The organism is Burkholderia sp. RF2-non_BP3 (genome assembly GCF_001522185.1).
GTDB lineage: Bacteria > Pseudomonadota > Gammaproteobacteria > Burkholderiales > Burkholderiaceae > Burkholderia > Burkholderia diffusa.
Genome location: NZ_LOSU01000076.1, coordinates 46,633 through 71,137 on the forward strand (window position 1 = coordinate 46,633; position 24,505 = coordinate 71,137).

General features: G+C 68.3%; 24 protein-coding genes. 11 read left to right on the forward strand and 13 right to left on the reverse strand.

Going from position 1 to position 24,505, the window contains the following annotated elements; all coding sequences use genetic code 11:
• Positions 1-462: 462 nt before the first annotated feature.
• From ilvC to WS45_RS32075, 3 genes are all read right to left on the reverse strand, one after another.
• Complete coding sequence (ilvC, locus tag WS45_RS32065) at positions 463-1,479, reverse strand: ketol-acid reductoisomerase (RefSeq protein WP_059533228.1); 1,017 nt, start codon at positions 1,477-1,479, stop codon at positions 463-465.
• A 95-nt stretch (positions 1,480-1,574) separates the two neighbouring features.
• Complete coding sequence (gene ilvN / locus WS45_RS32070) at positions 1,575-2,066, reverse strand: acetolactate synthase small subunit (RefSeq protein WP_034207977.1); 492 nt, start codon at positions 2,064-2,066, stop codon at positions 1,575-1,577.
• A 111-nt stretch (positions 2,067-2,177) separates the two neighbouring features.
• Positions 2,178-3,941 carry an acetolactate synthase 3 catalytic subunit gene (locus WS45_RS32075; RefSeq protein WP_059689386.1) on the reverse strand — a complete coding sequence of 588 codons (1,764 nt, stop codon included), beginning with the start codon at positions 3,939-3,941 and terminating at the stop codon, positions 2,178-2,180.
• Positions 3,942-4,293: 352 nt separating this feature from the next.
• On the opposite strand from WS45_RS32075, the gene WS45_RS32080 reads away from it, so the two are divergent.
• The 11 genes from WS45_RS32080 to WS45_RS32130 all read left to right on the forward strand — a co-directional run bounded on the left by WS45_RS32080 (position 4,294) and on the right by WS45_RS32130 (position 13,856).
• The gene (locus WS45_RS32080) at positions 4,294-4,857 is read left to right on the forward strand and encodes an RNA polymerase sigma factor (protein ID WP_059468121.1); all 564 of its coding nucleotides are present in this window, start codon (positions 4,294-4,296) and stop codon (positions 4,855-4,857) included.
• Positions 4,854-5,279, forward strand: coding sequence for a DUF3619 family protein (locus tag WS45_RS32085; RefSeq protein ID WP_059533231.1), 426 nt, complete (start codon positions 4,854-4,856; stop codon positions 5,277-5,279). The genes WS45_RS32080 and WS45_RS32085 overlap by 4 nt, the downstream gene beginning before the upstream one ends.
• Before the next feature lie 26 nt (positions 5,280-5,305).
• Positions 5,306-6,067, forward strand: coding sequence for a DUF3106 domain-containing protein (locus WS45_RS32090; RefSeq protein WP_059703399.1), 762 nt, complete (start codon positions 5,306-5,308; stop codon positions 6,065-6,067).
• 78 nt (positions 6,068-6,145) lie between these two features.
• The gene (locus WS45_RS32095; protein WP_373559454.1) at positions 6,146-6,586 is read left to right on the forward strand and encodes an RDD family protein; all 441 of its coding nucleotides are present in this window, start codon (positions 6,146-6,148) and stop codon (positions 6,584-6,586) included.
• Positions 6,587-6,880: 294 nt separating this feature from the next.
• Positions 6,881-7,819 carry a UDP-2,3-diacylglucosamine diphosphatase gene (locus WS45_RS32100; RefSeq protein WP_059533236.1) on the forward strand — a complete coding sequence of 313 codons (939 nt, stop codon included), beginning with the start codon at positions 6,881-6,883 and terminating at the stop codon, positions 7,817-7,819.
• Between the two features lie 30 nt (positions 7,820-7,849).
• Positions 7,850-8,884 (forward strand): glycosyltransferase family 4 protein, encoded by a 1,035-nt coding sequence (locus tag WS45_RS32105; protein WP_059533238.1) that lies wholly within the window; start codon positions 7,850-7,852, stop codon positions 8,882-8,884.
• Entirely contained in the window at positions 8,881-9,417 is a 537-nt protein-coding gene (locus WS45_RS32110; RefSeq protein WP_059533240.1) for a diacylglycerol kinase, read from the forward strand. Before WS45_RS32105 ends, WS45_RS32110 begins: the two co-directional genes overlap by 4 nt.
• 192 nt (positions 9,418-9,609) lie before the next feature.
• On the forward strand, positions 9,610-10,365 hold the full coding sequence (locus WS45_RS32115; RefSeq protein ID WP_059533242.1) for a TetR/AcrR family transcriptional regulator: 756 nt from the start codon (positions 9,610-9,612) through the stop codon (positions 10,363-10,365).
• Entirely contained in the window at positions 10,362-10,943 is a 582-nt protein-coding gene (locus tag WS45_RS32120) for a TIGR00730 family Rossman fold protein (RefSeq protein ID WP_059703402.1), read from the forward strand. The genes WS45_RS32115 and WS45_RS32120 overlap by 4 nt, the downstream gene beginning before the upstream one ends.
• A gap of 22 nt (positions 10,944-10,965) precedes the next feature.
• On the forward strand, positions 10,966-11,730 hold the full coding sequence (locus WS45_RS32125; RefSeq protein ID WP_059533247.1) for an SDR family oxidoreductase: 765 nt from the start codon (positions 10,966-10,968) through the stop codon (positions 11,728-11,730).
• Between the two features lie 230 nt (positions 11,731-11,960).
• Positions 11,961-13,856, forward strand: coding sequence for an ArnT family glycosyltransferase (locus WS45_RS32130; protein WP_059703404.1), 1,896 nt, complete (start codon positions 11,961-11,963; stop codon positions 13,854-13,856).
• Positions 13,857-13,957: 101 nt separating this feature from the next.
• Here WS45_RS32130 and WS45_RS32135 read toward each other — a convergent pair whose 3' ends face one another.
• The 10 genes from WS45_RS32135 to kdpC all read right to left on the reverse strand — a co-directional run bounded on the left by WS45_RS32135 (position 13,958) and on the right by kdpC (position 24,503).
• Positions 13,958-14,575 (reverse strand): DUF924 family protein, encoded by a 618-nt coding sequence (locus WS45_RS32135; RefSeq protein ID WP_059703407.1) that lies wholly within the window; start codon positions 14,573-14,575, stop codon positions 13,958-13,960.
• A complete protein-coding gene (locus WS45_RS32140; RefSeq protein ID WP_059533251.1) occupies positions 14,572-15,303 on the reverse strand; it encodes an alanyl-tRNA editing protein in 732 nt (243 codons plus the stop codon). The genes WS45_RS32135 and WS45_RS32140 overlap by 4 nt, the downstream gene beginning before the upstream one ends.
• Before the next feature lie 103 nt (positions 15,304-15,406).
• Entirely contained in the window at positions 15,407-15,817 is a 411-nt protein-coding gene (locus WS45_RS32145; protein ID WP_059703408.1) for a group II truncated hemoglobin, read from the reverse strand.
• A gap of 42 nt (positions 15,818-15,859) precedes the next feature.
• Complete coding sequence (locus WS45_RS32150) at positions 15,860-18,364, reverse strand: ABC transporter permease (RefSeq protein WP_082722105.1); 2,505 nt, start codon at positions 18,362-18,364, stop codon at positions 15,860-15,862.
• Positions 18,365-18,471: 107 nt separating this feature from the next.
• Positions 18,472-19,089, reverse strand: coding sequence for a DUF4126 domain-containing protein (locus WS45_RS32155; protein ID WP_040144699.1), 618 nt, complete (start codon positions 19,087-19,089; stop codon positions 18,472-18,474).
• A 222-nt stretch (positions 19,090-19,311) separates the two neighbouring features.
• Positions 19,312-19,632 carry a quaternary ammonium compound efflux SMR transporter SugE gene (gene sugE / locus WS45_RS32160; RefSeq protein ID WP_059703411.1) on the reverse strand — a complete coding sequence of 107 codons (321 nt, stop codon included), beginning with the start codon at positions 19,630-19,632 and terminating at the stop codon, positions 19,312-19,314.
• 164 nt (positions 19,633-19,796) lie between these two features.
• Complete coding sequence (locus tag WS45_RS32165; RefSeq protein WP_059689393.1) at positions 19,797-20,081, reverse strand: putative hemolysin; 285 nt, start codon at positions 20,079-20,081, stop codon at positions 19,797-19,799.
• 158 nt (positions 20,082-20,239) lie between these two features.
• Positions 20,240-20,938 carry a two-component system response regulator KdpE gene (gene kdpE / locus WS45_RS32170; protein WP_059533261.1) on the reverse strand — a complete coding sequence of 233 codons (699 nt, stop codon included), beginning with the start codon at positions 20,936-20,938 and terminating at the stop codon, positions 20,240-20,242.
• On the reverse strand, positions 20,931-23,774 hold the full coding sequence (locus WS45_RS32175) for a sensor histidine kinase (RefSeq protein WP_059703413.1): 2,844 nt from the start codon (positions 23,772-23,774) through the stop codon (positions 20,931-20,933). The genes kdpE and WS45_RS32175 overlap by 8 nt, the downstream gene beginning before the upstream one ends.
• A gap of 147 nt (positions 23,775-23,921) precedes the next feature.
• A complete protein-coding gene (gene kdpC, locus WS45_RS32180; RefSeq protein WP_059703415.1) occupies positions 23,922-24,503 on the reverse strand; it encodes a potassium-transporting ATPase subunit KdpC in 582 nt (193 codons plus the stop codon).
• Positions 24,504-24,505: the final 2 nt, after the last annotated feature.

A 24,505-nucleotide genomic window follows, 5' to 3' on the forward strand; every position in this document is an offset into this window, starting at 1 on the left:
TGACACACCGAGCTATCGCTCGTATCGCGCAACGAATCCGTAGCCCGAAGGCGCGGGATTTGCATACTCCAATCCGCTTGGTCAGCGGAGATGAAGCCGCTGACTGGGCGGAACCTGACGGTAATCAGGTCAATGCAATGCGAAGTCCGGCGTAGTTCAGCACACCGGACATCGCCTATGGCGATACCCGGCATACCCATACCGGGTTCGTCTCGTTACCAAAAGTGCAAAGACTGCCGGGCTTCGTGAGGCCCACATTGCACTTTTCGCGGCTGGTAAGGCTCGTACTGACGCCTCCTTAACACCGCTAGTCGATGTCCCTTACGTTGGGACTGCCCGGACACGAGCGTGCGTGTCGCACCAAAGCCCGTAGGATAGCAAAAGCCGCCCGGGGCACTGCTGCCTTCGGACGGCTTTTTGATACCGACCCTCCACTCGAAGGGCCGGAACAGCACGCGGTGCTTAGTTCTTCGTCTGGTCGACGAGCTTGTTCTTCGCAATCCACGGCATCATCGCGCGCAGCTTCGAGCCGACCTGCTCGATCTGGTGCTCGGCCGTCAGGCGGCGGCGCGACTGCAGCGTCGGCGCACCTGCCTTGTTCTCGAGAATGAAGCTCTTCGCGTACTCGCCCGTCTGGATGTCGGTCAGGCACTGCTTCATCGCCTTCTTCGTCTCTTCCGTGACGACGCGCGGGCCCGTCACGTACTCGCCGTATTCGGCGTTGTTCGAGATCGAGTAGTTCATGTTCGCGATGCCGCCTTCGTAGATCAGGTCGACGATCAGCTTCAGCTCGTGCAGGCACTCGAAGTACGCCATTTCCGGCGCGTAGCCGGCTTCGACCAGCGTCTCGAAACCTGCCTTGATCAGCTCGACGGTACCGCCGCACAGCACGGCCTGCTCGCCGAACAGGTCGGTTTCGGTTTCTTCACGGAAGTTCGTCTCGATGATGCCGGCACGGCCGCCGCCGTTCGCTGCCGCGTACGACAGCGCGATGTCGCGTGCCGCGCCCGACTTGTTCTGCGCAACCGCGATCAGGTGCGGCACGCCGCCACCTTGCGAGTACGTGCCGCGCACGGTGTGGCCCGGAGCCTTCGGCGCGATCATGATCACGTCGAGGTCGGCGCGCGGGATCACCTGGCCGTAGTGGACGTTGAAGCCGTGTGCGAATGCCAGTGCGGCGCCCTGCTTGATGTTCGCGTGCACTTCCTTCGCGTACACGTCGGCGATCTGCTCGTCCGGCAGCAGCATCATGACGACGTCCGCGCCCTTCACCGCTTCCGCGACTTCCTTGACCGACAGGCCTGCGTTTTCGGCCTTGCTCCACGACGCGCCGCCCTTGCGAAGGCCGACCGTCACGTTCACGCCGCTGTCCTTCAGGTTCAGTGCGTGCGCATGGCCTTGCGAGCCGTAGCCGATGATCGTGACTTGCTTGCCCTTGATGAGGGAGAGGTCAGCGTCTTTATCGTAGAAAACGTTCATGATGGTTCCTTCGCCAATTCAAAAATTCAACAATTCGTTCAGATGGAGTACTGCGGGCCGGGACATGACGGCGCACCCGGCGTGCCTGTCCGGCATCACACCTTCAGGATGCGCTCGCCGCGTCCGATGCCGGAGCTGCCGGTACGCACGGTCTCTAGGATCGCGGTCGCGTCCAGCCCCTGGATGAATGCGTCGAGCTTGTCGCTCGCGCCCGTCAATTCGATCGTGTAGGTCTTTTCGGTCACGTCGATGATGCGGCCGCGGAAAATATCCGACATCCGCTTCATTTCTTCGCGCTCCTTGCCCACTGCACGTACCTTGATCAGCATCAGCTCGCGTTCGATGTGTGCACCGTCGGTCAGGTCCACCACTTTCACCACCTCGATCAGGCGGTTCAGATGCTTCGTGATCTGTTCGATCACGTCGTCCGAGCCAATGGAAACGATGGTCAGCCGCGACAGCGATTGGTCTTCGGTCGGCGCCACCGTCAAGGTTTCGATGTTGTAGCCGCGTGCGGAAAACAGACCGACCACGCGCGACAGCGCGCCCGGTTCGTTTTCCAGCAGGACGGAAATGATGTGTCTCATGTTCGCTTCTTCCAGAATGTGTCCGTGTCGATTCACTCGCGCCGCGCGCCGCCCGGTGCCGCACCGCCCTTCGTGAAGGCGGCCGCTCCGGCCCCGGCGCGCGTCGCGCCGTTACAGATCTTCCGATCCGAGCAGCATCTCGGTGATGCCCTTGCCGGCCTGTACCATCGGCCAGACGTTTTCGGTCGGATCGGTCTGGAAGTCGAGAAACACGGTGCGGTCCTTCAGGCGCAGCGCTTCCTTCAGCGCCGGCTCCACATCCGAGGTCTTTTCGATCCGCATGCCGACATGGCCGTACGCTTCGGCGAGCTTCACGAAATCGGGCAGCGCATCCATGTACGAATGCGAATAGCGCTTGCTGTATTCGATCTGCTGCCACTGGCGGACCATGCCGAGATAGCGGTTGTTCAGCGAAATGATCTTCACGGGCGTGTCGTACTGCAGGCAGGTCGACAGTTCCTGGATGCACATCTGGATCGAGCCTTCGCCCGTGATGCACAGCACGTCGTCGTCCGGGTGCGCCATCTTGACGCCCATCGCTGCCGGCAGGCCGAAGCCCATCGTGCCGAGGCCGCCGGAATTGATCCAGCGACGCGGCTTGTTGAAACGGTAGAACTGCGCGGCCCACATCTGGTGCTGGCCGACGTCCGAGCACACGAACGCGTTGCCGTCCGTCAGCTCCCAGGCTTTCTCGACCACGTACTGCGGCTTGATGATCTCGCTGTCGCGGTCGAACTTCAGGCAGTCCTTCGAACGCCAGCCCTCGATGTCCTTCCACCATTGCGCGAGCGCCTCGGTGTCGGGGCCGTGCTCGGCCGTCTGCAGTTGCTCGATCAGCTCCTTCAGCACTTCCTTCACGTCGCCGACGATCGGGATGTCGACCTTCACGCGCTTCGAGATCGACGACGGGTCGATGTCGATGTGGATGATCTTGCGCGGACGCGACGCGAAGTGCGCCGGGTCGCCGATCACGCGGTCGTCGAAGCGGGCACCGATCGCGATCAGCACGTCGCAGTGCTGCATCGCCATGTTCGCTTCGTACGTGCCGTGCATGCCGAGCATGCCGAGGAATTTCTTGTCCGACGCGCGATAGCCGCCGAGGCCCATCAGCGTGTTCGTGACCGGGTAGCCGAGCAGGTCGGCGAACTGGTTCAGTTCGCGCGCGGCGTCGGCGAGGATGATGCCGCCGCCCGTATAGATATAGGGACGCTTCGCCGACAGCAGCAGCGACACGGCCTTGCGGATCTGGCCCGAATGGCCCTTCGTGACGGGGTTGTACGAGCGCAGCGACACGCTCTTGACCGGCTCGTACTGGCACGGCGTCTTCGAGATGTCCTTCGGGATGTCGATCAGCACCGGGCCCGGACGGCCGGTGCGGGCGATGTAGAACGCCTTCTTGACGGTTTCCGCGAGGTCGCGCACGTCCTTCACGAGGAAGTTGTGCTTCACGCACGGACGCGTGATGCCGACCGTGTCGCATTCCTGGAACGCGTCCTGGCCGATCGCGGCAGTCGGCACCTGGCCGCTGATCACGACCATCGGGATCGAATCCATGTAGGCCGTTGCAATGCCGGTCACCGCATTGGTGACACCGGGGCCGGACGTCACGAGACAGACGCCGACGTTGCCGGTGGAACGCGCATACGCATCGGCTGCGTGCACGGCCGCCTGTTCGTGGCGTACCAGCACGTGCTGAATCTTGTCCTGCTTGTAGAGCTCGTCGTAGATGTAGAGTACCGAGCCGCCGGGATAGCCCCAGATGAATTCGACGTTCTCGTCGGCCAGTGCCTTCATGAGCACGGTGGCGCCGATGGAGTCGCTATCGGGAGGGGAAAGGGGTTCCGACGTGGAGAATTCCGCGCTGGGCATGTTCATTTTGACCTTTCGAATTTTCGGCAAAAAATTGATCGGGTGCTCTCTGCCGGGCTTGTGGCTCGGGTTCAAGCGGCGCGTCCAGTTTGAAGGGCGGGCTTCTTGGGCCAGCCTCAAATGAGACCATCACTTCATGTTGCGAATCGCTGACGATAGCGGGTCATGATTGGGTCGTCAAGTAAAATATCCCGCAGCGCATCATGCGCCCCGCCCGGCGGCCCGCGGACGCTGCTCGCGCGCAACGTACCGAGCCGTCGACGGTGCCAAGTCGCGCGAAAATTTGTTAGCATCCGCGGGTTTTACGAAATTTTTCGACCTTTCACACGCCGCAGTCCGCAGCGCATACCTTTACGGAATGGCATCAGACAAGGAACTCGCCGACTTTCTGGCGGGCGTCGAAAGGCGCGCGTTCAAGCAGGCTGCGTACGCCGTGCGCGACGACGATGCGTCGCTCGACATCGTGCAGGACGCGATGATCAAGCTGGCGGAGAAGTACGGCGACCGGCCGGCGGCCGAGCTGCCGCTGCTGTTCCAGCGGATCCTGCAGAACGCGATCCACGACTGGTTCCGCCGGCAGAAGGTCCGCAATACCTGGGTGACGCTCTTCTCGTCGCTCAACAATACGGACGACGAGGACTTCGATCCGTTGGAAACGCTCGAGTCCGCGGACGACAACGCGGGCGTCGAGAGCACCGAGCACCGCCTCGAGCGGGAGCAGGTTCTGGCCCTGATCGACGAAGAAATCCAGAAACTTCCAACGCGTCAACGGGAAGCGTTCCTGATGCGTTATTGGGAAGATATGGATGTCGCCGAGACTGCCGCCGCAATGGGGTGCTCCGAAGGCAGCGTCAAGACGCACTGCTCGCGAGCCACCCACACCCTGGCGCAAGCGCTCAAGGCCAAAGGAATCACGCTATGAGCTCCGCTCCCGTAAATCGAGAACACGAATTCGCGCTGAAGGTCCGCCGCGCGCTGGACGAACGTGCCGCGGCGCTGCCTGCCGCGACCGCCGACCGTCTGGCCGTCGCGCGCCGGGCCGCGCTCGCGCGCAAGAAGCCGGAAGCCGCGACCGCGCCGGTGTTCGTGCCCGCCTTCGCCGGTGCCGCCGCCGCATACGGCACGCCGCCCGCGAGTCGCCCGCAGACGTCGTTCGCGCGCCGCCTGCTGCGCGCCTGGCCGCTCGCGCTGCTGCTCGCGGGGCTCGTCGGCATCGCGTACTGGGAAGACATGCAGCGCACCGCCGAACTCGCCGACATCGACGCGGCGATGCTCAGCGACGACCTGCCGCTCAACGCGTATCTCGATCACGGGTTCAACGCGTATCTTTCGCACGCACGCTAACAGAGAATAACGAGGGGATCGCACGGGTGAGTCAGAAACGCGGCCTGGCCGTATTTTTCGGATGCGTGATCGCGATCGCCGTTTCCTACGTCGCCACCTATTCCCGATTCAACCCGCCCGCCGCGACGGTCTCCGCCGCGGCCAGCAGCGCGCCCGCGCCGACTTCTGCCGCCGCCGGGCTGACCACCGAACTCGCCCCGCTGCCCCTGCCGCTGCCGGCCGCCAACGGCCCGCTGTCGTGGGCGCGCCTGACACCGGCGCAACGCGCGGCGCTCGCGCCGTTCGCCGATCAATGGGACGGCTTCAGCGATGCACGCAAGCGCAAATGGCTGAAGATCGCGTCACGTTTCGCGAAATTGACGCCCGATGAGCAGAAGCACCTGCAGGACAGGATGTCCGAGTGGGCGCGGATGACGCCCGAGCAGCGCCGCGTCGCGCGCGAGAATTACCAGAGCGCGAAGGAGCTGTCCGCGCAGGCGCGCGAGCGTGCGTGGAAGGCCTACCAGCAACTTCCCGAAGAACAGAAGGAGCGCCTCGCCGCGACCGAGCGCCGTCGCCGGCCGAGCGTCGTCAGTGCGCCGCCGACGGTCGCCGACCGCGATGTGCGCCGCCTCGTCAATTCGCACGAGCATCCGGCGAGCAACGCCGCGGCGGCATCGGCGCCCGCGACGTCCGGCGGCGGCACGCCGCCCGTCGCGGCATCATCCATGCCAGGCACCGCACCCGCGCCTGCGACGGTCACGCCCGTCTCGCCGGCCGACGCGCCGTCGATGTTCAAGGGTTCCTGACCCGACGTGGCGAGCGCCCCCGCACCCCAGGCCCAGGCCGTCGTCGCCGCGCCGTCCGTGCGGCGACGCCTCGCCGCGATGCTGTACGAAGCCGTGCTGCTGTTCGGCATCGTGTTCTTCGCCGGCCTCGCATTCAGCCTCGCGACGCAGCAGCGCAACGGCCTCGTTCATCACAATCTCCTCGCCGCGTGGATCGCGCTCGTCGTCGGCGCGTACTTCGTCTGGTTCTGGACCCATGGTGGCCAGACGCTGCCGATGAAGACCTGGCGGCTGCGGCTCGAATCGTCGACCGGCCGTCCGCTGAGCGCCGGCCATGCGCTCGTCCGCTACGCGCTCGGGTGGCTGTGGTTCCTGCCCCCGCTCGCGCTGCATCCGCTCCTCGGCCTGTCGGTGCCCGTCACGCTCGCACTGGCGGCCGCGTGGATCGTCGCATGGGCCGCCGCCGCCCGCCTGCACGCCGAGCGCCAGTTCCCGCACGACCGCATCGCCCGCACGCGCGTCGTCGCGATTCCGCGCTGACGCGGTGACGCGGTGACGCGGTGACGCGGTGACGCGCCGCGCGGTCCGCGGGACCGCGACCCGTTCCGCGCGTCGGCGCATCCATCAGACGAAACCCCTCGAAGGCGCAATTACGGCCACCGCTCACGGCTTGCCCAATCGCCGCGGGACGGTCGGTTCGGCAGATTACGCAACGCCGCCGCATTCACTGCTAAACACGCCGGAACGACAGTAATAAGAACGTCTCGTGACTGTCACGGCATGGTCACGCCCGCATGGCGCAATGCCGGTAATGTCAACCGGCGCGAGTCATGCATGGGCCAGAAAACGTCCGCGACCTCCCTGTTCCGTCAACCGCTCGGCGCCCGCGCCGTCACCGCCTTCCTGTCCGGCTCGGCCGCAACCGATGCCCTTTCGTCGCATGAGCCGACGGCCGCGCACGCCAGGCAGCACGACGACCCCGAGCCGTCCACCCATCGCTACCGCACGATCTGGCTGTCCGACATCCATCTCGGCTCGAGCGGCTGCCAGGCGCCGTACCTGCTCGACTTCCTGCGCCACAACGATTCGGAATACCTGTACCTCGTCGGCGACATCATCGACGGCTGGCAGTTGAAGAAGGGCTGGTACTGGCCGCAGGCGCACAACGACGTCGTGCAGAAGGTCCTGCGCAAGGCGCGCAAGGGCACGCAGGTGGTCTACATCCCTGGCAACCACGACGAAGGCGCGCGGCAGTTCTGCGACCTCGCGTTCGGCGACATCCAGGTGCGCGGCGAGGCATTTCACACGACGCTCGCGGGCAAGCGCCTGTGGATCGTCCACGGCGACCTGTTCGACGGCGTGATCCAGCACGCGAAATGGCTCGCGTATCTCGGCGACACGCTCTACACGCTGATCCTCGTGCTGAACCGCTGGTTCAACCGGATTCGCAGCCGGCTGGGCTTCCAGTACTGGTCGCTGTCGCAGTACCTGAAGCATCAGGTGAAGAACGCCGTGAACTTCATCTCGCAGTTCGAGACCGTGATGACCGACGAGGCGCGCCGCCGCGGCTGCGACGGCGTCGTGTGCGGGCACATCCACAAGGCGGAGATCCGCGACATCGACGGCGTGCTGTACTGCAACGACGGCGACTGGGTCGAGAGCCTGTCCGCACTCGTCGAAACGATGGAAGGCGAGCTGAAGATCATTTACTGGACGGCGATGCGCGCCGCGCCGTCCGCAGCCCCGTCGCGCAAGGCCAAGGCCACCGCCTGACACAACTCCACTTACAGGACACATGCCGCGATGAAGATCATGATCGTCACCGACGCGTGGGAGCCGCAGGTCAACGGCGTCGTGCGCACGCTGAAGAGCACCTCCCGCGAACTCACCGCGCTCGGCCACCGGGTCGAAATGCTGACGCCGCTGGAATTCCGCACGGTGCCCTGCCCGACCTACCCCGAGATCCGCCTGTCGATCCTGCCGTACCGCAAGCTGCGCGCCCGGATCGATGCGTTCGCCCCCGATGCGCTGCACATCGCGACCGAAGGCCCGCTCGGCCTCGCCGCGCGACGCTATGCGCGCGCGCGCAAGCTGCCGTACACGACCGCGTATCACACGCGCTTTCCGGAATACGTGCAGGCGCGCTTCGGCATTCCGCTGTCGGCGACCTACAAGTTCCTGCACTGGTTCCACGGGCCGTCGCTCGCGGTGATGGCGCCGACCCCGGTCGTGAAGCAGGACCTCGAGAAGTTCGGCTTCACGAACGTCGTGCTGTGGACGCGCGGCGTCGACCTCGACATCTTCCGGCCGATGGAGTCGAAGGTGCTCAATACCGCGCGGCCGATCTTCCTGTACGTCGGCCGCGTCGCGATCGAGAAGAACGTCGAGGCGTTCCTGCGCCTCGACCTGCCCGGCTCGAAGTGGGTCGCGGGCGAAGGTCCCGCGCTCGCCGAACTGAAATCGCGCTATCCGGAAGCGAACTATCTCGGCGTCCTGTCGCAAGCCGAGCTCGCCAAGGTGTATGCTGCGGCCGACGTGTTCGTGTTCCCGAGTCGCACCGACACGTTCGGCCTCGTGCTGCTGGAGGCCCTGGCGTGTGGCACGCCGGTCGCCGCATACCCGGTCACGGGCCCGATCGACGTGCTCGGCGGGGGCGATGCCGGCGCGATGCACGAAGACCTGCAGGAAGCCTGCCTCGAGGCGCTCAAGATCGAACGCGAGACTGCCCGCGCATGGGCCGAGCGCTTCTCGTGGCGCGCGGCGTCCGAGCAGTTCGCGTCGCATCTGAAACCGCTGCCGAAGACTGCGTACTCGCCCGCCGAAGGTGCCGCCGTTTGAAACGAGACCTGAACGACAAGACCCCGCCCCCTGCCGCGACGGCGCAACCGCATCGTCCGTTCGACGAAGAAGAGCCGCACGCCGACGCGGACGTGCACACGCACGAACCGCTCGGCCCCGACGATCGGCTCGCGCCGCTGCCGCCGAATCCGTACAAGCGCCACCGCGGCATCACGCGTGCGTGGTACGCGCTCAAGCATTCGCTGAACGGGTTTCGCGTCGCGATCCGCGAGGAGAGCGCGTTTCGCCAGGAGCTCACGCTCGCCGCGCTGATGCTGCCGATCGGTGCGTTCTCGCCGGTCCCCGCCGCATCGCGCGCGCTGCTGATCGCGTCGGTGCTGCTCGTGCTGATCGTCGAGCTGCTGAACTCGAGCGTCGAGGCCGCGATCGATCGCATCTCGCTCGAGCGGCACGAACTGTCGAAGCGCGCGAAGGATCTCGGCAGCGCGGCGGTCACGGTCGCGCTGTTCGCGTGCGTGACGACATGGGGCTTCGTGCTCGGCCCGGTGATCGCACGCTGGCTCGGCTTCTGACGGCACCTGCGGCACCGCCTGCGTGCGGCGCTGCACCATGCGCCGAACGCATCGCGATCACGAAATGCGCCCGTTGTAAGGAAAGCGCGGTTTATAATCGTCCGCCAGACTTAGAACAGCAACCCGCGCCGGACGAATCTCGCAGCATCGATTGCAGCGCCCGCCAGTCCGGCACACACAGGGCCGGACGACATGGAAGCGAAACCTCCCCGCCGCACCCGCGAACGGATTCTCGAGTTGTCGTTGAAACTCTTCAACGAGATCGGCGAACCGAACGTCACGACCACGACGATCGCCGAGGAAATGGAAATCAGTCCAGGCAACCTGTACTACCATTTCCGCAACAAGGACGACATCATCAACAGCATCTTCGCGCAGTTCGAGCAGCAGATCGAACGGCGACTGCGCTTTCCCGAAGATCACCGTCCGACGATCGACGAAACCTGGTCGTACCTGCAGTACATGGCCGACTTCATGTGGACCTACCGGTTCCTGTATCGCGACCTCAACGACCTGCTCGCGCGCAACCGCACGCTCGAGACACACTTCAAGCAGATCATCAGCCACAAGGTGCGCTTCGCGCACGACATGTGCGAGCTGCTCGTGTCCGACGCCGAAATGGTCGCGACGCCCGCCGAGATCGAAGTCATCGCCACCAACATGGCCGTGATCTCGACGTACTGGCTGTCGTATCAGTACGTGATGCACCCGCGCAAGTACAACGACCAGGACGCGATCCGCGAAGAGCTGCACCAGGTGAGCATGCACGTGATCTCGATCATGGCTCCGTACCTGCGCGGCCGTTCGCGCCAGCTGTTCGACGATCTCGTTTCCGGCAAGCTGCCCAAGCGCCAGTTCACCGACTACCTGCCGCCGCGCGACGGTTCGCCGCGCCCCGCGGGCAGCCCGGTCGCCGCCAAGCCCGCCGCGAAGGATGCGAAACAATGAAGGCAGTCTGTGTTTACTGCGGCTCGTCGTCCGGCGTGCGGCCCGTCTATGCGGACGCCGCGCGCGCGATCGGCCGCGCGCTCGTCGATGCGGGCCTCACGCTCGTCTACGGCGGCGGCCGCGTCGGCCTGATGGGCGTGATCGCCGATGAAGTGATGGCGGCCGGCGGCCATGCGGTCGGCGTGATCCCCGAGTTGCTGGTCGACAAGGAAGTCGGCCATACCGGGCTGTCCGAGCTGCACGTCGTGCCCGACATGCACCATCGCAAGAAAATGATGGCCGACCTCGCGGATGCGTTCGTCGCGATGCCCGGCGGCGCCGGCACGCTCGAGGAATTCTTCGAGGTCTATACGTGGGCGCAGCTCGGCTATCACCGCAAGCCCGTTGCGCTGTACAACATCGATTCGTTCTACGATCCGCTGATCGCGCTGCTGCGCCACACGGTCGACGAAGGCTTCATGCGCCCGACCTACTTCGACGCGCTGTGCCTCGACGCCGAACCGGTCGCGCTGATCGAACAGCTGCGCCGCTACCAGCCGCCCGTCCGCGACAAGTGGGCGCCGGACGCGGCCAAGTAACGTCTATCGGGAGCCGCACGCGATGCCCGCACCGTCGTCCGAGCGCAAGGCCGTCCTCATCACCGGCGCGAGCCGCGGCATCGGCCGCGCGACCGCCGTGCTCGCGGCCGAGCGCGGCTGGGACGTCGGCATCAACTACGCACGCGACGCGGCGGCAGCCGAACTGACCGCGCAAGCCGTTCGCGACGCCGGCGCACGCGCGTGCGTCGTCGCCGGCGACGTGGCGAACGAAGCGGACGTCATCGCGATGTTCGACACCGTCGCGGCGGCGTTCGGTCGCCTCGACGCGCTCGTCAACAATGCGGGGATCGTCGCGCCGTCGATGCCGCTCGCCGACATGCCGGTCGACCGGCTGCGGCGGATGTTCGATACCAATGTGCTCGGCGCCTACCTGTGCGCGCGCGAAGCTGCGCGCCGGCTGTCCACCGATCGCGGCGGGCGCGGCGGCGCGATCGTCAACGTGTCGTCGATCGCATCGCGGCTCGGTTCGCCGAACGAGTATGTCGACTATGCCGGCTCGAAGGGCGCGGTCGATTCGCTGACGATCGGCCTCGCGAAGGAACTCGGCCCGCATGGCGTGCGCGTCAACGCGGTGCGGCCCGGCCTGATCGAGACCGAAATCCATGCGAGCGGCGGCCAGCCGGGCCGCGCGGCACGCCTCGGCGCGCAGACGCCGCTCGGCCGCGCGGGCGAGGCGCAGGAGATCGCGGAAGCGATCGTCTGGCTGCTCGGCGATACGGCGTCATACACGACGGGCGCCCTGCTCGACGTCGGCGGCGGCCGGTAATCGCGCCCCAAAAGGGGGAAAAACGGACCGCTGAAGCGGTCCGTGGTCACGACACCACAAATCTCCACAATATCGTGACCATTTCAGTAAACATCCGTAACAGTTCCGTGCTCTACTAGCGCCAAGTCAAAAAACAGCCGGTCATCCGGCTGTCATCTCGCTTTGATGCGACCCTTATTGGGTCCGGCCCATGTCGCCGGACCGGCTTGACCCGACCGAGATCTTTTTCCATGCCAGGAACCGCAGCGCCCGGCCGGCGACGCACGTCCGTGCCCGCTCCGGCCACGCACGCCCGACCAGCCACCGATCCCGACCTCAGCGCGACACTCCATGCCGCCGGTACGCCCGCCGTGGCCGGCACCGCCGCGACGGACACCGCCCGCGATCGCGTCCTCCAGCTCGGCTGGCGCGTCTGGCTGCTGGTTGCCGCGCTGGTCTGCGCGTACACGCTGCCGGGCGTGCTCGGCCACGATCCATGGAAGCAGGACGAAACCTATACGTTCGGCATCATCCAGCACATGCTCGAGACGGGCGACTTCGTCGTACCGACCAACGCGGGCCAGCCGTTCATGGAAAAGCCGCCGCTCTACGCGTGGGTCGCGACGAGCCTCGCGTGGCTGTTGCAGCGGGTGATGCCGCTGCACGACGCGGCACGGCTCGCGAGCGCGCTCTTCGCGGCGCTCGCGTTCGGCTTCATCGCACGCGCGGCACGCAGTGCCAGCCGGGCCGACAGCTGGCTCGACCTACGCGTGATCGGCCCCGTCGTGCTGAGCGCGAGCACGCTCGTCGTCGTCAAGCACGTGCACGACATGATGACCGACGTCGCGCTGTTCGCGGGCACCGCGATGGGCTTCTGCGGCCTGCTCGAGCTCGTGATGCAGCACGTCGCGCGGGCGCGCCGGATGCGGCACGGGCTGCCGGTGCGGCCGTCCGGCCGCTGGGCCGCGCCGATCTTCGGCGCGGGCGTCGGCATCGCGCTGATGGCAAAGGGCCTGTTCGTGCCGCTGGTGTTCGCGGCCACGCTCACGGGCGCGCTGGTGCTCTACCCCGCGTGCCGTACGCGTGCGTTCGCGCGCTCGCTCGGCGTCGCCGCGCTGGTGTTCGCACCGTTCGCGCTCATCTGGCCGACCGCGCTGTTCCTGCGTTCCGAGACGCTGTTCATGACCTGGTTCTGGGACAACAACGTCGGCCGCTTCTTCGGTTTCTCGGTGCCGGAACTCGGCGCGGAAAACGACAAGCCGTTCTTCATCCTGCGTGCGTTCCTGCTGCTCGGCTTCCCGGTCGCGCCGCTCGCGATCGTCGCGCTGGCGCGCGGCGCATGGCGCGACTGGCGCACGCCCCGCATCGCGCTGCCCGTCCTGTTCGCCGCGGTTGGCCTCGCGGTGCTGCAAGTGTCCGCGACCTCGCGCCAGCTCTACATCCTGCCGTTCTTCGCGCCGCTCGCGCTGGTTGCCGCGCAGGCGATCGAGCGCCTGCCGCGCGGGCTGCATCTCGCGTGGGATTACGTGAGCCGTCTGCTGTTCGGCACCGTCGTCGCGCTTGCATGGGGAATCTGGGCGGTGATGGCCGATCCGGGCGCATCGCGTGCTGACCTCGCGCCGCTCGGCCGATGGCTGCCGCTCGACTGGACGATGCCGATCGTGCCCGGGCTCGTGATCGGCGCGCTCGTGCTGACGGTCGGCTGGCTGTGGCTGCTGCCGAAGCTGCGCACGACCGGCCTGTGGCGCGGCGCGCTGTCGTGGGGCGCGGGCGCGCTGGTCGCGTGGGGTCTCGTGTATACGCTGTTGCTGCCGTGGCTCGACGTCGCGAAGAGTTACCGGTCGGTGTTCGACGACCTGAATGCGCATCTCGCGCTCGAATGGAGCGACGGCGACTGCATGGCGAGCCTGCACGGGCTCGGCGAATCGGAAGCGCCGATGCTGTACTACTTCTCCGGTATCCAGCACACGCCGATCGACGACGCGAAGACGACACGCTGCACGTGGATGATCGTCCAGGGCGTGCGGGCAGTCGATCCGGCGCCGGGCAGCGAATGGAAGCTGTTCTGGACCGGCGCCCGCCCGGGCGACGACGAGGAACTGCTGCGCGTCTACGTGCGCACCCCCGAAGAGCACGAAACGCAGTGATGCAAGGCGGCGCCGCGAAACGGCGCCGTCGTCATTTCCGGAAGGCCGGCCAAGCGGCGCTCGAGCGCGCTTTCACGCGCGCCGCCCCACCACCCCGCACGTCAGAACGACGAGCCCGGCTCGCGCAGGAATGCCGTCTCCGCATCGGTCGACGTACGGCCGATAATCGCGTTCCGGTGCGGAAAACGGCCGAAGCGCTCGACCACGGCCGCATGACGCAACGCGAAGTCGTGATAGCTCTCGCACCCGGCCTCGCCGCGAATGCCCGCACACAGTCGCACGGCCTCGCGCTGGCTCTCGTCCGATTCGTCATGTTCGAACGGCAGGTACGCGAACGCGCGGTGATGGCCGCTCGGCAATCGCGCGTCCCACCCGGCCGCGACGACGCGCCGCGCGAGCGCCAGCGCCTTCGGATCGGCGGCGAACGCACGCGGCGTGCCGCGATGAATGTTGCGCGAAAACTGGTCGAGCACCACGATCAGCGCGAGCGCACCGAGCGGCGTGTCGGCCCAGCGATCGTGGGCGCCATCGCACGCGGCGTCGAGCAACGCGCCATAGCGCGTCCGCAGCACGTCGTCGAACGCCACACCGCCGTTGAACCACACCTTGCGCGCGTGGCCGAACTCGACCGAACCCGGCTCGCCGAACCAGAAATCGAGAATCTCGCGCGCTTGCGGATCGAGCGCCGCGGCACTGTCCGTCAGGTTGTCGACCGTCATGCAAACTCCAGTACGAGGCGCCGAGTCCGCGCGCTCTTCTTTTCAAGTTTGGCGACCCGCAGGTCGCCGATTTCCGACGTATTGCGCACATGCGTGCCGCCGCACGGCTGCAGATCGACGCCTTCGATGCGCAGCAGCCGCACGCGGCCCAGCCCCATCGGCGGCTTCACGCTCATCGTGCGCACGAGGTCGGGCCGCTCGGCCATCTCGGCGTCGGTGATCCATTCGGTCGTGACCGCATGCGCGCCGTGGACCAGCGCCGCGAGACGGCGCTCGACGTCGACGCGATCGATCGCGTCCGACGTCGCGAAATCGAGCCGTACGTAGTCGGCTGTCACGCTGCAGCCGTCGACCGGATACGGCAGCACCGCGCACATCAGGTGCGCGGCCGTATGCAGCCGCATGTGCCGGTAGCGGCGCGGCCAGTCGATGTCCGCGATCACGCGCGCGCCGGGTGCGAGCGCCGCGACGCGCGCTTCCTGGCCCGTCGCGGGCACGTGCACGGCGTCGTCGGGCGTTGCGCCGTCGAACTTCGCCTTGCGCGTGTCGGCGATCGTGATCGCGCTGCCGTCAGGCAGCGTCAGCGTGCCGCTGTCGCCGGCCTGCCCGCCGCCAAGCGGATAGAACACGGTGCGGTCGAGCCGGATGCCGTCATCGCCAATGGCCGCGACGACGGCCTCGCATTGCGTCAGATAGGCATCTTCACGAAACAGTGCGTGGGTCGTCATCGGGCGAGCCTCGTATCGTTGGGGAAGCGGACAGTGTCGCGCCGCGCCGGCCAGGCGCCCAGACGCAGATCGTCCGGCGTACGGACAGCGGCGTACCGGTCGATCAACCGGGCCGGTTGCGCATCCAGTCGGCCGTGTCGTAGAACGAATGCATGAGCCGCTCACGCAGCGGCTCGGCCAACCTGATGTCCTCCATCGCCCACGCCATGCAGCGCAGCCACTGATCGCGCTCGACCGACGCGATCGGGAACGGCAAGTGCCGCGCGCGCAGCCGCGGGTGGCCGAACCGGCTGATGTAGTGATCCGGGCCGCCGAGCCAGCCGCACAGGAACCAGAACAGCTTGTCGCGCGAGCCGTCGAGCGACGCCGGATGCAGCGCGCGAATCTCCGCGAACTCGGGCTCGAGGTCCATCAGGTCGTAAAAGCGATCCACCATTTCACGCACGCGGGCTTCGCCGCCCACGAGCTCGAACGCCGTCGGTTGCGACGGCGCCTCATCATTCACATCGGTCATACGGATAATCGGAAACGGGATAGTCGGGGCCGCCGGCGACGCTCAGGCGTCGCGCAGCGACTGCAGCGCCGGGCGCCGCAACACATTATGCAGGCTCAGCCAGCCGGCCGCACCGGCACACGCGACGCCGGCCGCGATGCCGGCCGGCACGAGCCACGGATCGACGGCGAGCTGGAAGTCGAACACGCGCGACGCGAGCACCCAGCCGACCGCAATCGCACCGGCCGACGCCAGCGCGCCGGCCAGCGCACCGACGACGATGAATTCCGCGCGCTGCACCGCATTGATTTGCGCGCGCGACGCGCCGAGCGCGCGCAGCAGCGCAGCCTCGCGCACGCGCTCGTCGCGCGAGCCGGCGAGCGCCGTGTACAGCACGAGCACGCCCGCCGCGAGCGTGAACACAAACAGGAACTGCACCGCGCCGACCACCTGCAGCATCATCCGCTGCAACTGGGCGAGGATCGGTGCAACGTCGATCGCGGTCAGGTTCGGGTAGCGCGCGATCAGCGGATCGAGCAGCGCCGCCTGCGAGGCCGGCAGGTGGAAACTCGTCACGTAGACGGCCGGAAAATCCTTCAGCACGGGCGGCGGCATCAGCACAAAAAAGTTGACGCGGAACGAGCCCCAGTCGAGCTTGCGCACGCTGGTGATCGGCGCATCGACCGTCAGCCCCGTCACGTCGAAGCGCAGCGTGTCGCCCGGCTTCACGTTCAGCGTCTTCGCGAGCCCGGCCTCGATCGAGATCTGCGGGCTGGCCGAACGGCCGAACCAGTCGCCTTCGACGATCCGGTTGTCGGACGGCAGCTCGGTCGTATACGACAGGTTGAACTCGCGGTCGACGAGCCGGCGCGCCTCGTCCGACGGATACGCATCCGGGTTCACCGGCTTGCCGTTGATCGCGACGAGCCGGCCGCGCACCATCGGCGCCGGCACCGCGTCGCGTACGCCGTGCGCGGCGAGCCATGCCGCGACGTCGTCGCGCTGGTCGGGCTGGATGTCGATCAGGAACTGGTTCGGCGCATCGGGCGGCGTCGACTGCCGCCAGCCGGCGACGAGGTCGTTGCGCGTGATCGCGATCAGCAGCAGGCACATCAGGCCCAGCGCGAGCGCGGTGATCTGCAGCGCGCTGGCCGTGCCGCGCCGGTGCAGCGACGCGAGCGCGTAGCGCCAGCCGACGCCTGCGGCCACGCGCGCATCGCGCACCGCGCGCGCCGCCGCATACAGCGCGAGCCGTGCGATCAGCGAGAAACCGACCAGGGCGCCCGCGAACCCGCCCGCGACGATCAGCCCGAGCTTCAGATTGCCCGCCGCGACGATCAACAGCCCCGCGAACAGCACGACACCGAGCGCATACAAGGCCCAGGCCGTGCGCGACGCGTCGCCCCAGTCGCGCCGCAGCACGCGCACCGGCGGCACGCGGGTGAGCGGCGCGAGCGGCGGCAGCGCGAAGCCGAGCAGCAGCACGAGCGCGGCGCCGATCCCGACGAGCGCGGGCCAAGGCGTGGGCGGCGGCAGCACGACGTCGATCAGGCTGCCGAGCGCCGCGAGAAGCGCCCAGTGGCCGCCGTAGCCGAGCACCGCGCCGGCGACGCCCGAGACGATGCCGATGCCGGCGAATTCGAGCGTGAACAGCGCGCCGAGCGTGCGGCGGCTCACGCCGAGGCAGCGCATCGTCGCGCAGCCATCCAGATGGCGCCGCATGTAGCGCTGCGCGGCCATCGCGATCGCGACCGCCGCGAGCAGCGCGGTCAGGAGCGCGACGAGCGTCAGGAAATGGCGCGCGCGATCGAGCGTCTGGCGCACCTGCGGCTGGCCTTCCTGCAACGATTCGAGACCGACGCCGCGCAGCTTGCCGCCGTCGACGCGCCCGTGCGCGTAAGCCTCGAAGCGCGCGACGGCCGGTGTGTCGCCGGCCACGAGCAGCCGGTACGTGACGCGGCTGCCGTAACCGGTGAGCCCCGTCGCAGCGAGCTCGTCCGCGCGCATCATCAGCCGCGGCGAGAAATTGACGAACGAGAAACCGCGATCGAGCTCGCGGGAGATCGACGCGGCGACCGTGAACGTGCGCAGCCCGACGCGCACGGTGTCCCCCGCCTTCAGGTGCAATGCGTCGAGCAGCGCGGGATCGGCCCATACGGTACCGGGCGCGGGGATCGCTGTCGCCTTGTGCGCGGCGCTCGCGCCGGCCGGCACGATCTCGACCGCGCCGCGCAGCGGATACCCGGGCGATACGGCCTTCACGGCCGCGAGGCGCGCGGGCGCCGCATCGCTCGCCTGCCCGCCGGCGGCCGATGCGATCATGCTCGGGAAGATCGCGGTCGTCGCGGTGCGCAGCCCGAGCGCGCGCGCCTCGCGGTCGAACGACGGATCGACGGGATGGTCGGCGCGCACGACGAAATCGGCGCCGAGCATCTGGCGCGCGTCGCGCTCGAGCCCCTGGCGCAGCCGGTCGGCGAGGAAGCCGACGCTCGTCAGCGCGGCGACCGCGAGCACCAGCGCCAGCACGAGCAGCGTCAGTTCGCCGGCGCGCCAGTCGCGCGCGGTCATCCGCGCGGCCTGGCGGATCAGGTCGTGCCAGCCGAAGCGGCCGGCATGGCCGGGCCGCCCGGCCGGCGACGGGTCAGCGTGCTGCCGCTCGACGGGGGACGGCGCCTTCAATCGCGCTTGCCCCCGATCGAGTTGAGCCGCGACACCATGTGGTTCGCCATCCCGCGAAAGCCGCCCGACACGCCGCGCCACAGGCGCGGCAGCGCCCAGGCCGACGCCGCGATGAACGCGGCGAGCAGGACGAGGAATGCGAGCGGAACGAAGAATGCGAGTGCGAGGCCGCCGAACACGAGGCCGTCCTCGGTGGACGACGCGACCCAGTTCGAGATCGGCTCGGGAGACAGGTTGATCAGCGCGCGCGTGCCGGCCTTCGCGACATGGGCGGCACCGGCGAGCGAACCGCCGGCCAGCCCGGCAACCGCGAGCACGGTCGGGTCGGCATGGCCGAGCGCACCGGCGGCCAGCACCGCGCCGGCCGGAATGCGGATGAAGGTGTGCACCGCGTCCCACAGCGAATCGAACGCGGGAATCTTGTCGGCAAGGAATTCGGTGACGGCGAGCACGGCGGCGGCGCCGATGACCCACGGCGACGTCAGGACCGCGAGCGTGTCCGGCAGATGGAGCCAGCCGACCCGCGCGAGCACGCCGGCGATCAGCACCGTCAGGTAAAGGCGCAGCCCGCTCGCCCACGCGAGCCCCGCGCCGAGCGAAATGGCTTCGATCATGGCCCTCTCCTTGCACTTTTCCGTGCGCTTTGCCGATTGATCGGATCGAGCCGGTACGACCGGCCGCGCGGCGCGTGGCGACCGGCGCCGCTGCCGAGCGCGGCGCGGCGACATTCAGGCCCGAATGCGTTCCATTATAGACAGGCTGGCACGAGGGCCGGCGCAATTCCGCAGTGCGTCACGGCCGGGCACCGGCGCCGGCCGGCGCCCGGCGCGGCGGCGTCAGGCGGCCGACGACAGCTTCAGGCCGACCAGCCCGAGCACGATCAGCGACGCGCTCGCGACGCGGGCGGCGGTGAGCGCCTCGCCCATCATCACGATCCCGAACACGAACGCGCCGACCGCGCCGATGCCCGTCCACACCGCATACGCGGTGCCGAGCGGCAACTGGCGCATCGCGACCGCGAGCAGCCCGAAGCTGGCAACCGCCGTCACGATCGTAAACACCGACGGTCCGAGCTTCGTGAAACCCTCGGACGATTTCATGCCGGCCGCCCACGCCACTTCCAGCAAACCGGCAATCAACAACAATACCCACGCCATCTCGACGTACTCCGGATCGGATGGGGCCGTCCCCGTTGAAGCGAATGACCCGGGGTCGTCCCCGGGCGGCGCCGAGTATAACAAGAGGCTTACGGGCATGCCGGGCGCGAACGGAGATCGGGCCGACGCCTGGCGCGGCCACGCCCGCCCTGCCGCGTCCGGCCTCAGTTCGACACGCGCTTGGCGCCGCCACCGCCGATGCAGCGGTCGTCGCGGTACAACGCCCATTCGTCGCACACGCGGCCGTCCTTGAACACGCACATGCCGACCTGCCCGCTCGGCAGGTTGCGGATCACGTGGCGGCCGCCGAGCTTTTCGCAATTGACCGAGGCGGGATTGGCGAGCGCCTGCTGCGGCGCCGAAGGCTGCTGCCCGGGCGGCAGCGGCTGCGCGAACGCGCCGGGCGCGGCAAGCGCCAGCGCACTGATGACGACGAGACGGACGGACATGGCACGCTCCTCGGTTTCGTTCGCGGAACGGTCAGCATAGCGGGGAATCCGTGGCCGGTGTGCACGGCCGGCGCATGCGGCGGCAATGTCGCGCCGATGCAACTTCACCGGCGCGACGGCCTTGCATTCAGATCACATCACGCGGCATGCCGCGGCCGTCACGCAGCGCCGACGAGCCGGTAGCCGACGCCCGTCTCTGTGACGATGTGCTCGGGCTGCGCGGGATCGCGCTCGAGCTTCTGGCGCAGGTGCGCCATGTAGATCCGCAGATAGTGATGGCTCTCGACGTGCGACGGCCCCCAGACGTCCCGCAACAGTTGACGGTGCGTGAGCACGCGCCCCGCATGCCGCACGAGCGTCGCGAGCAGCCGGTATTCGAGCGGCGTCAGGTGCACGATCTCGCCGTCGCGCCACACTTGGCGCAGCGCGAGATCGACGGTCACGCCGCCGAAGCCCACCTTCGGCGATTCGTTCGCGCCGCCCTGGTTGCGCCGGCGCAGTTGCGCACGGATCCGCGCGCGCAGCTCGGACACGCCGAACGGCTTGGTCAGGTAGTCGTCGGCGCCCGCGTCGAGCGCGGCGACCTTCTCCTCTTCCTGCGTGCGCGCGGACAGCACGATCACCGGCACCTCGGACCAGCCGCGCAGCTCGCGGATCACGTCGAGGCCGTCGGTGTCGGGCAGGCCGAGATCGACGATCACGAGATCGGGCTTGCGGGTCGCCGCGTCGATCAGCCCCTGCTTGCCCGTCTCCGCCTCGAACACGGCGATGTCCTCCTCTTCGAGCGCGGCGCGCACGAAACGGCGGATCTGTTTCTCGTCCTCGATCAGGACGACGGTCAGGCTCGGTTCACTCATGGTCTGGCAATGGCTCGGAGGGGGACGATGCGCCGGGCACGTCGATTTCGTCGTCGGGTACGGCAGGCACGGCCGGCGGCGTGTCGACCGGCAGCGTGAACCAGAAGCGCGCGCCCGTCACGCGGCCGTCGGGCGCGGTACGGTTGAGCGCGCCGATTTTACCGCCGTGCGCCTCGACGATCGCCCGGCAGATCGCGAGGCCGAGCCCGATGCCCGGCGTCGCCGATTCCTTCTCGCCGCGCGTGAACTTGTCGAAGATCCGCGTTTCCATGCCGGCCGGCAGGCCCGGGCCGTGATCGTCGACGTGCACGCGCACGAACGGCTGGCCGTCGTCGGTCACGCGCTCGGCGCCGATCTCGATCGACGTATCGGGCGGCGTGTACTTCGCCGCGTTCTCGAACAGGTTGGTGAACAGCCGCTCCATCAGCACCGCGTCCATCTGCAGGAGCGGCAGGTCGGTCGGCAGCGCCACGCGCGCGGGATGCCGCGCGAGCACCCGCTTGCACGCGGCGAGCGCGGCGCCGACGGTTTCCTCGAGCAGCGACCACTGGCGCTTGAGCTGGAGGCTGCCGGCCTGCAGCCGCGCCATGTCGAGCAGGTTCGTGACGATGCCCGTCATCCGCAGCGCCTCGTCGTGGATCGCGTCGACCAGCTCGCCCTCACGCTGCGCGAAGCGCTCGGCCGCCGCGGCGTCGCCGTCCTGCGCGGCCGCGCGTCCGTTCGCGAGCATCGACGAAAAACCGACGATCGTCGTGAGCGGCGTGCGCAGGTCGTGCGAGATCGCCGACAGCAGCGAGTTGCGCAGCCGCTCGGACTCCATGTTGACGAGCGCGTCGCGCGCGATCTCGACGTAGTGCACGCGCTCGAGCGCGAGCGCGATCTGCGCGGCGAACGCATCGAGCATCCGCAGCTGCTCGGGCACCTCGAGCTCCCGCGGGTCGCGCGACGCGACCGCGAGCACGCCGCGCGTGCGCATCGGCGCCTTCAGCGGCAGGTACAGCGCGGCGGTCGCGGGCAGCGTGTCGGTGCCGCGGCCGGCCGGCTTCTGCTGGTCGTACACCCACTGGCCGACGTCGCTGTCGAGATCCGCGCCCGTCAGCGTGACGACCGCGTCGGGCTCCTCGATCTTCTGCCGCACCTGGTCCGCGCTGTCGGGCAGCAGGAACGCCACGCGCGCGCGGAACACCTCGCCTACGTGGCGGCTGCCGATCTCGACGATCTGCTCGGTCGTCAACGCCGCGCCGAGTTCGCGCGCCATCGCGTAGATCGCGCCGGTGCGGCGCTCGCGACGCTGCGCGATGCTCGCCTGGCGCGTCAGCGTCGACGTCAGGTGGCTGATCACAAGCGACGTCAGCAGCATCCCGAAGAAGGTCAGCAGGTACTGCGTGTCGCTGACCGAAAACGACATGCGCGGCGGCACGAAGAAGAAATCGAACGCGGCGACCGACAGGAACGACTGCAGCACACCCGGGCCGCGCCCGAGCCGCACGGCCGAAAACACGACGCCGAGCAGGTACAGCATCACGAGGTTCGTCAGGTCGAGCCGCTCGGACACGATGCTCGCGACGCCGGTGATCGCCGCGCAGATCGCGGCCGCGTACAGGTAGTGGCGCGGCGGCGAACGCCGCATGCCGAATTGCGCGAACGTGTCGCGCCAGTCGCGCGCGCGCGCGTCGAGCGGCGTCGCGCGCACTTCGTCGCTCGCCGACGCACGGATCAGCATCAGGTCGACATCGCCCGCGCGCTCGGCGAGCTTTTCGCCGAACGGCCGCGCGAAGCGGCGCGCGAGCCCGACCTTCGGCGAGCCGCCCGCGACGAGCTTCGACACGTTGCGCACCTTCGCGTAGCCGATCAGCGCGGCGACCGCGTCGTCGCCGGCGAGCGTGGCCGTCTCCGCGCCGAGCTCGGCCGCGAGTTTCAGCGCGTCGAGCGTGCGCTGCCGCCGCGCGTCGGGCAGCCGCTGCAGGCGCGGCGTCTCCACGTAGACGGCGATCCAGTCGGCCTTCAGGCTCGCGGCGAGCCGCGCGGCGGCGCGCACGAGCGTCGGCGCCTCGGGCCCCGGCCCGACGCACACGAGCAGCCGCTCGCGCGCCTGCCAGATGCGCTGGATCGAACGGTCGGCGCGGTATTCGCGCATCTGCGCGTCGACGCGGTCGGCCGTGCGCCGCAACGCCAGTTCGCGCAGCGCGATCAGGTTGCCCTTGCGGAAGAAGTTGCGCACCGCGCGCTCGGCCTGCTGCGCGAGATAGACCTTGCCGTCGCGCATCCGCGCGAGCAGTTCCTCGGCCGGCAGGTCGACCAGCGTGACCTCGTCGGCCGCGTCGAACACGCGGTCGGGCACGGTCTCCCACACGCGGATGCCGGTGATCGCGCCGACCACGTCGTTCAGGCTTTCGAGATGCTGGACGTTGACCGTGGTGTACACGTCGATGCCCGCGTCGAGCAGTTCGTAGACGTCCTGCCAGCGCTTCAGGTGACGCGCGCCCTGCACGTTCGAATGCGCGAGCTCGTCGACGAGGATCAGTTGCGGCGCACGCGCGAGCGCGCCGTCGAGATCGAATTCGGCGAGCGTGCGGCCGCGATAGTCGATGCGCGCGAGCGGCAGCACGTCGAGGCCGTCGAGCAGCGCGGCGGTTTCGCTGCGGCCGTGGGTCTCGACGATGCCGACGACGACGTCGACACCATCCTGCTTGCGCTGGCGCGCGGCCTGCAGCATCGCGTAGGTCTTGCCGACGCCCGCGGACGCGCCGAAGAAGATCTTGAGCTGGCCGCGCCGCTGCTTTTCTTCGTCGCGCTGCAGCTTGTCGAGGAGTTGGTCGGGATCGGGGCGGTTCATGCGTCGGGAAGGCGAAGCGCGGGATTGCGAACGAGTACCGTCATTGTTGTTCCAAATCGCCGCAAAAGGCAAAGACGGCGCATGCGCCGTCGGAAAGGCGCGTCCGGCGCGGATCGGGCCGCGCCGGACGCCGGTTGTCGCACACGCTCAGTGCGCGGCCTGCGCCGCGTCGAGCGCGAGGTTCAGCTTCAGCACGTTCACGCGCGGCTCGCCGAGCACGCCGAACTGGCGGCCGGCCGTGTTTGCGGCGACGAGCTGCGCGACCGCATCGGCCGTCAGGTTGCGCGCCTTCGCGACGCGCTCGACCTGGTACGCGGCGGCGGCCGGCGTGATCTCCGGATCGAGGCCGCTCGCCGACGCCGTCACGAGGTCGACGGGCACGGGCTTCGACATGTCGGTGCCCGCGTCGCGCAGCGCGGCGATGCGCGCCTTCACCTGGTCGGCGAGCGACGGGTTCAGCGGGCCGAGGTTCGAGCCGCCGGAGCCCGTCGCGTTGTACGGCATCGGCGACGTGGCCGACAGCCGGCCCCAGAAATACTTCGGCGCATCGAACGGCTGGCCGATCAGCGCGGAGCCGACCGCCTCGCCGTCCTTCTCGATCAGGCTGCCGTTCGCCTGCGACGGGAACACGGCCTGGCCGAACACGGTCATCACGGCCGGGTAGGCGAGCCCCGTCACGACGGTCAGTACGACGAAGATCACGACGAGCGGGCGAATCAACGATTTCATGA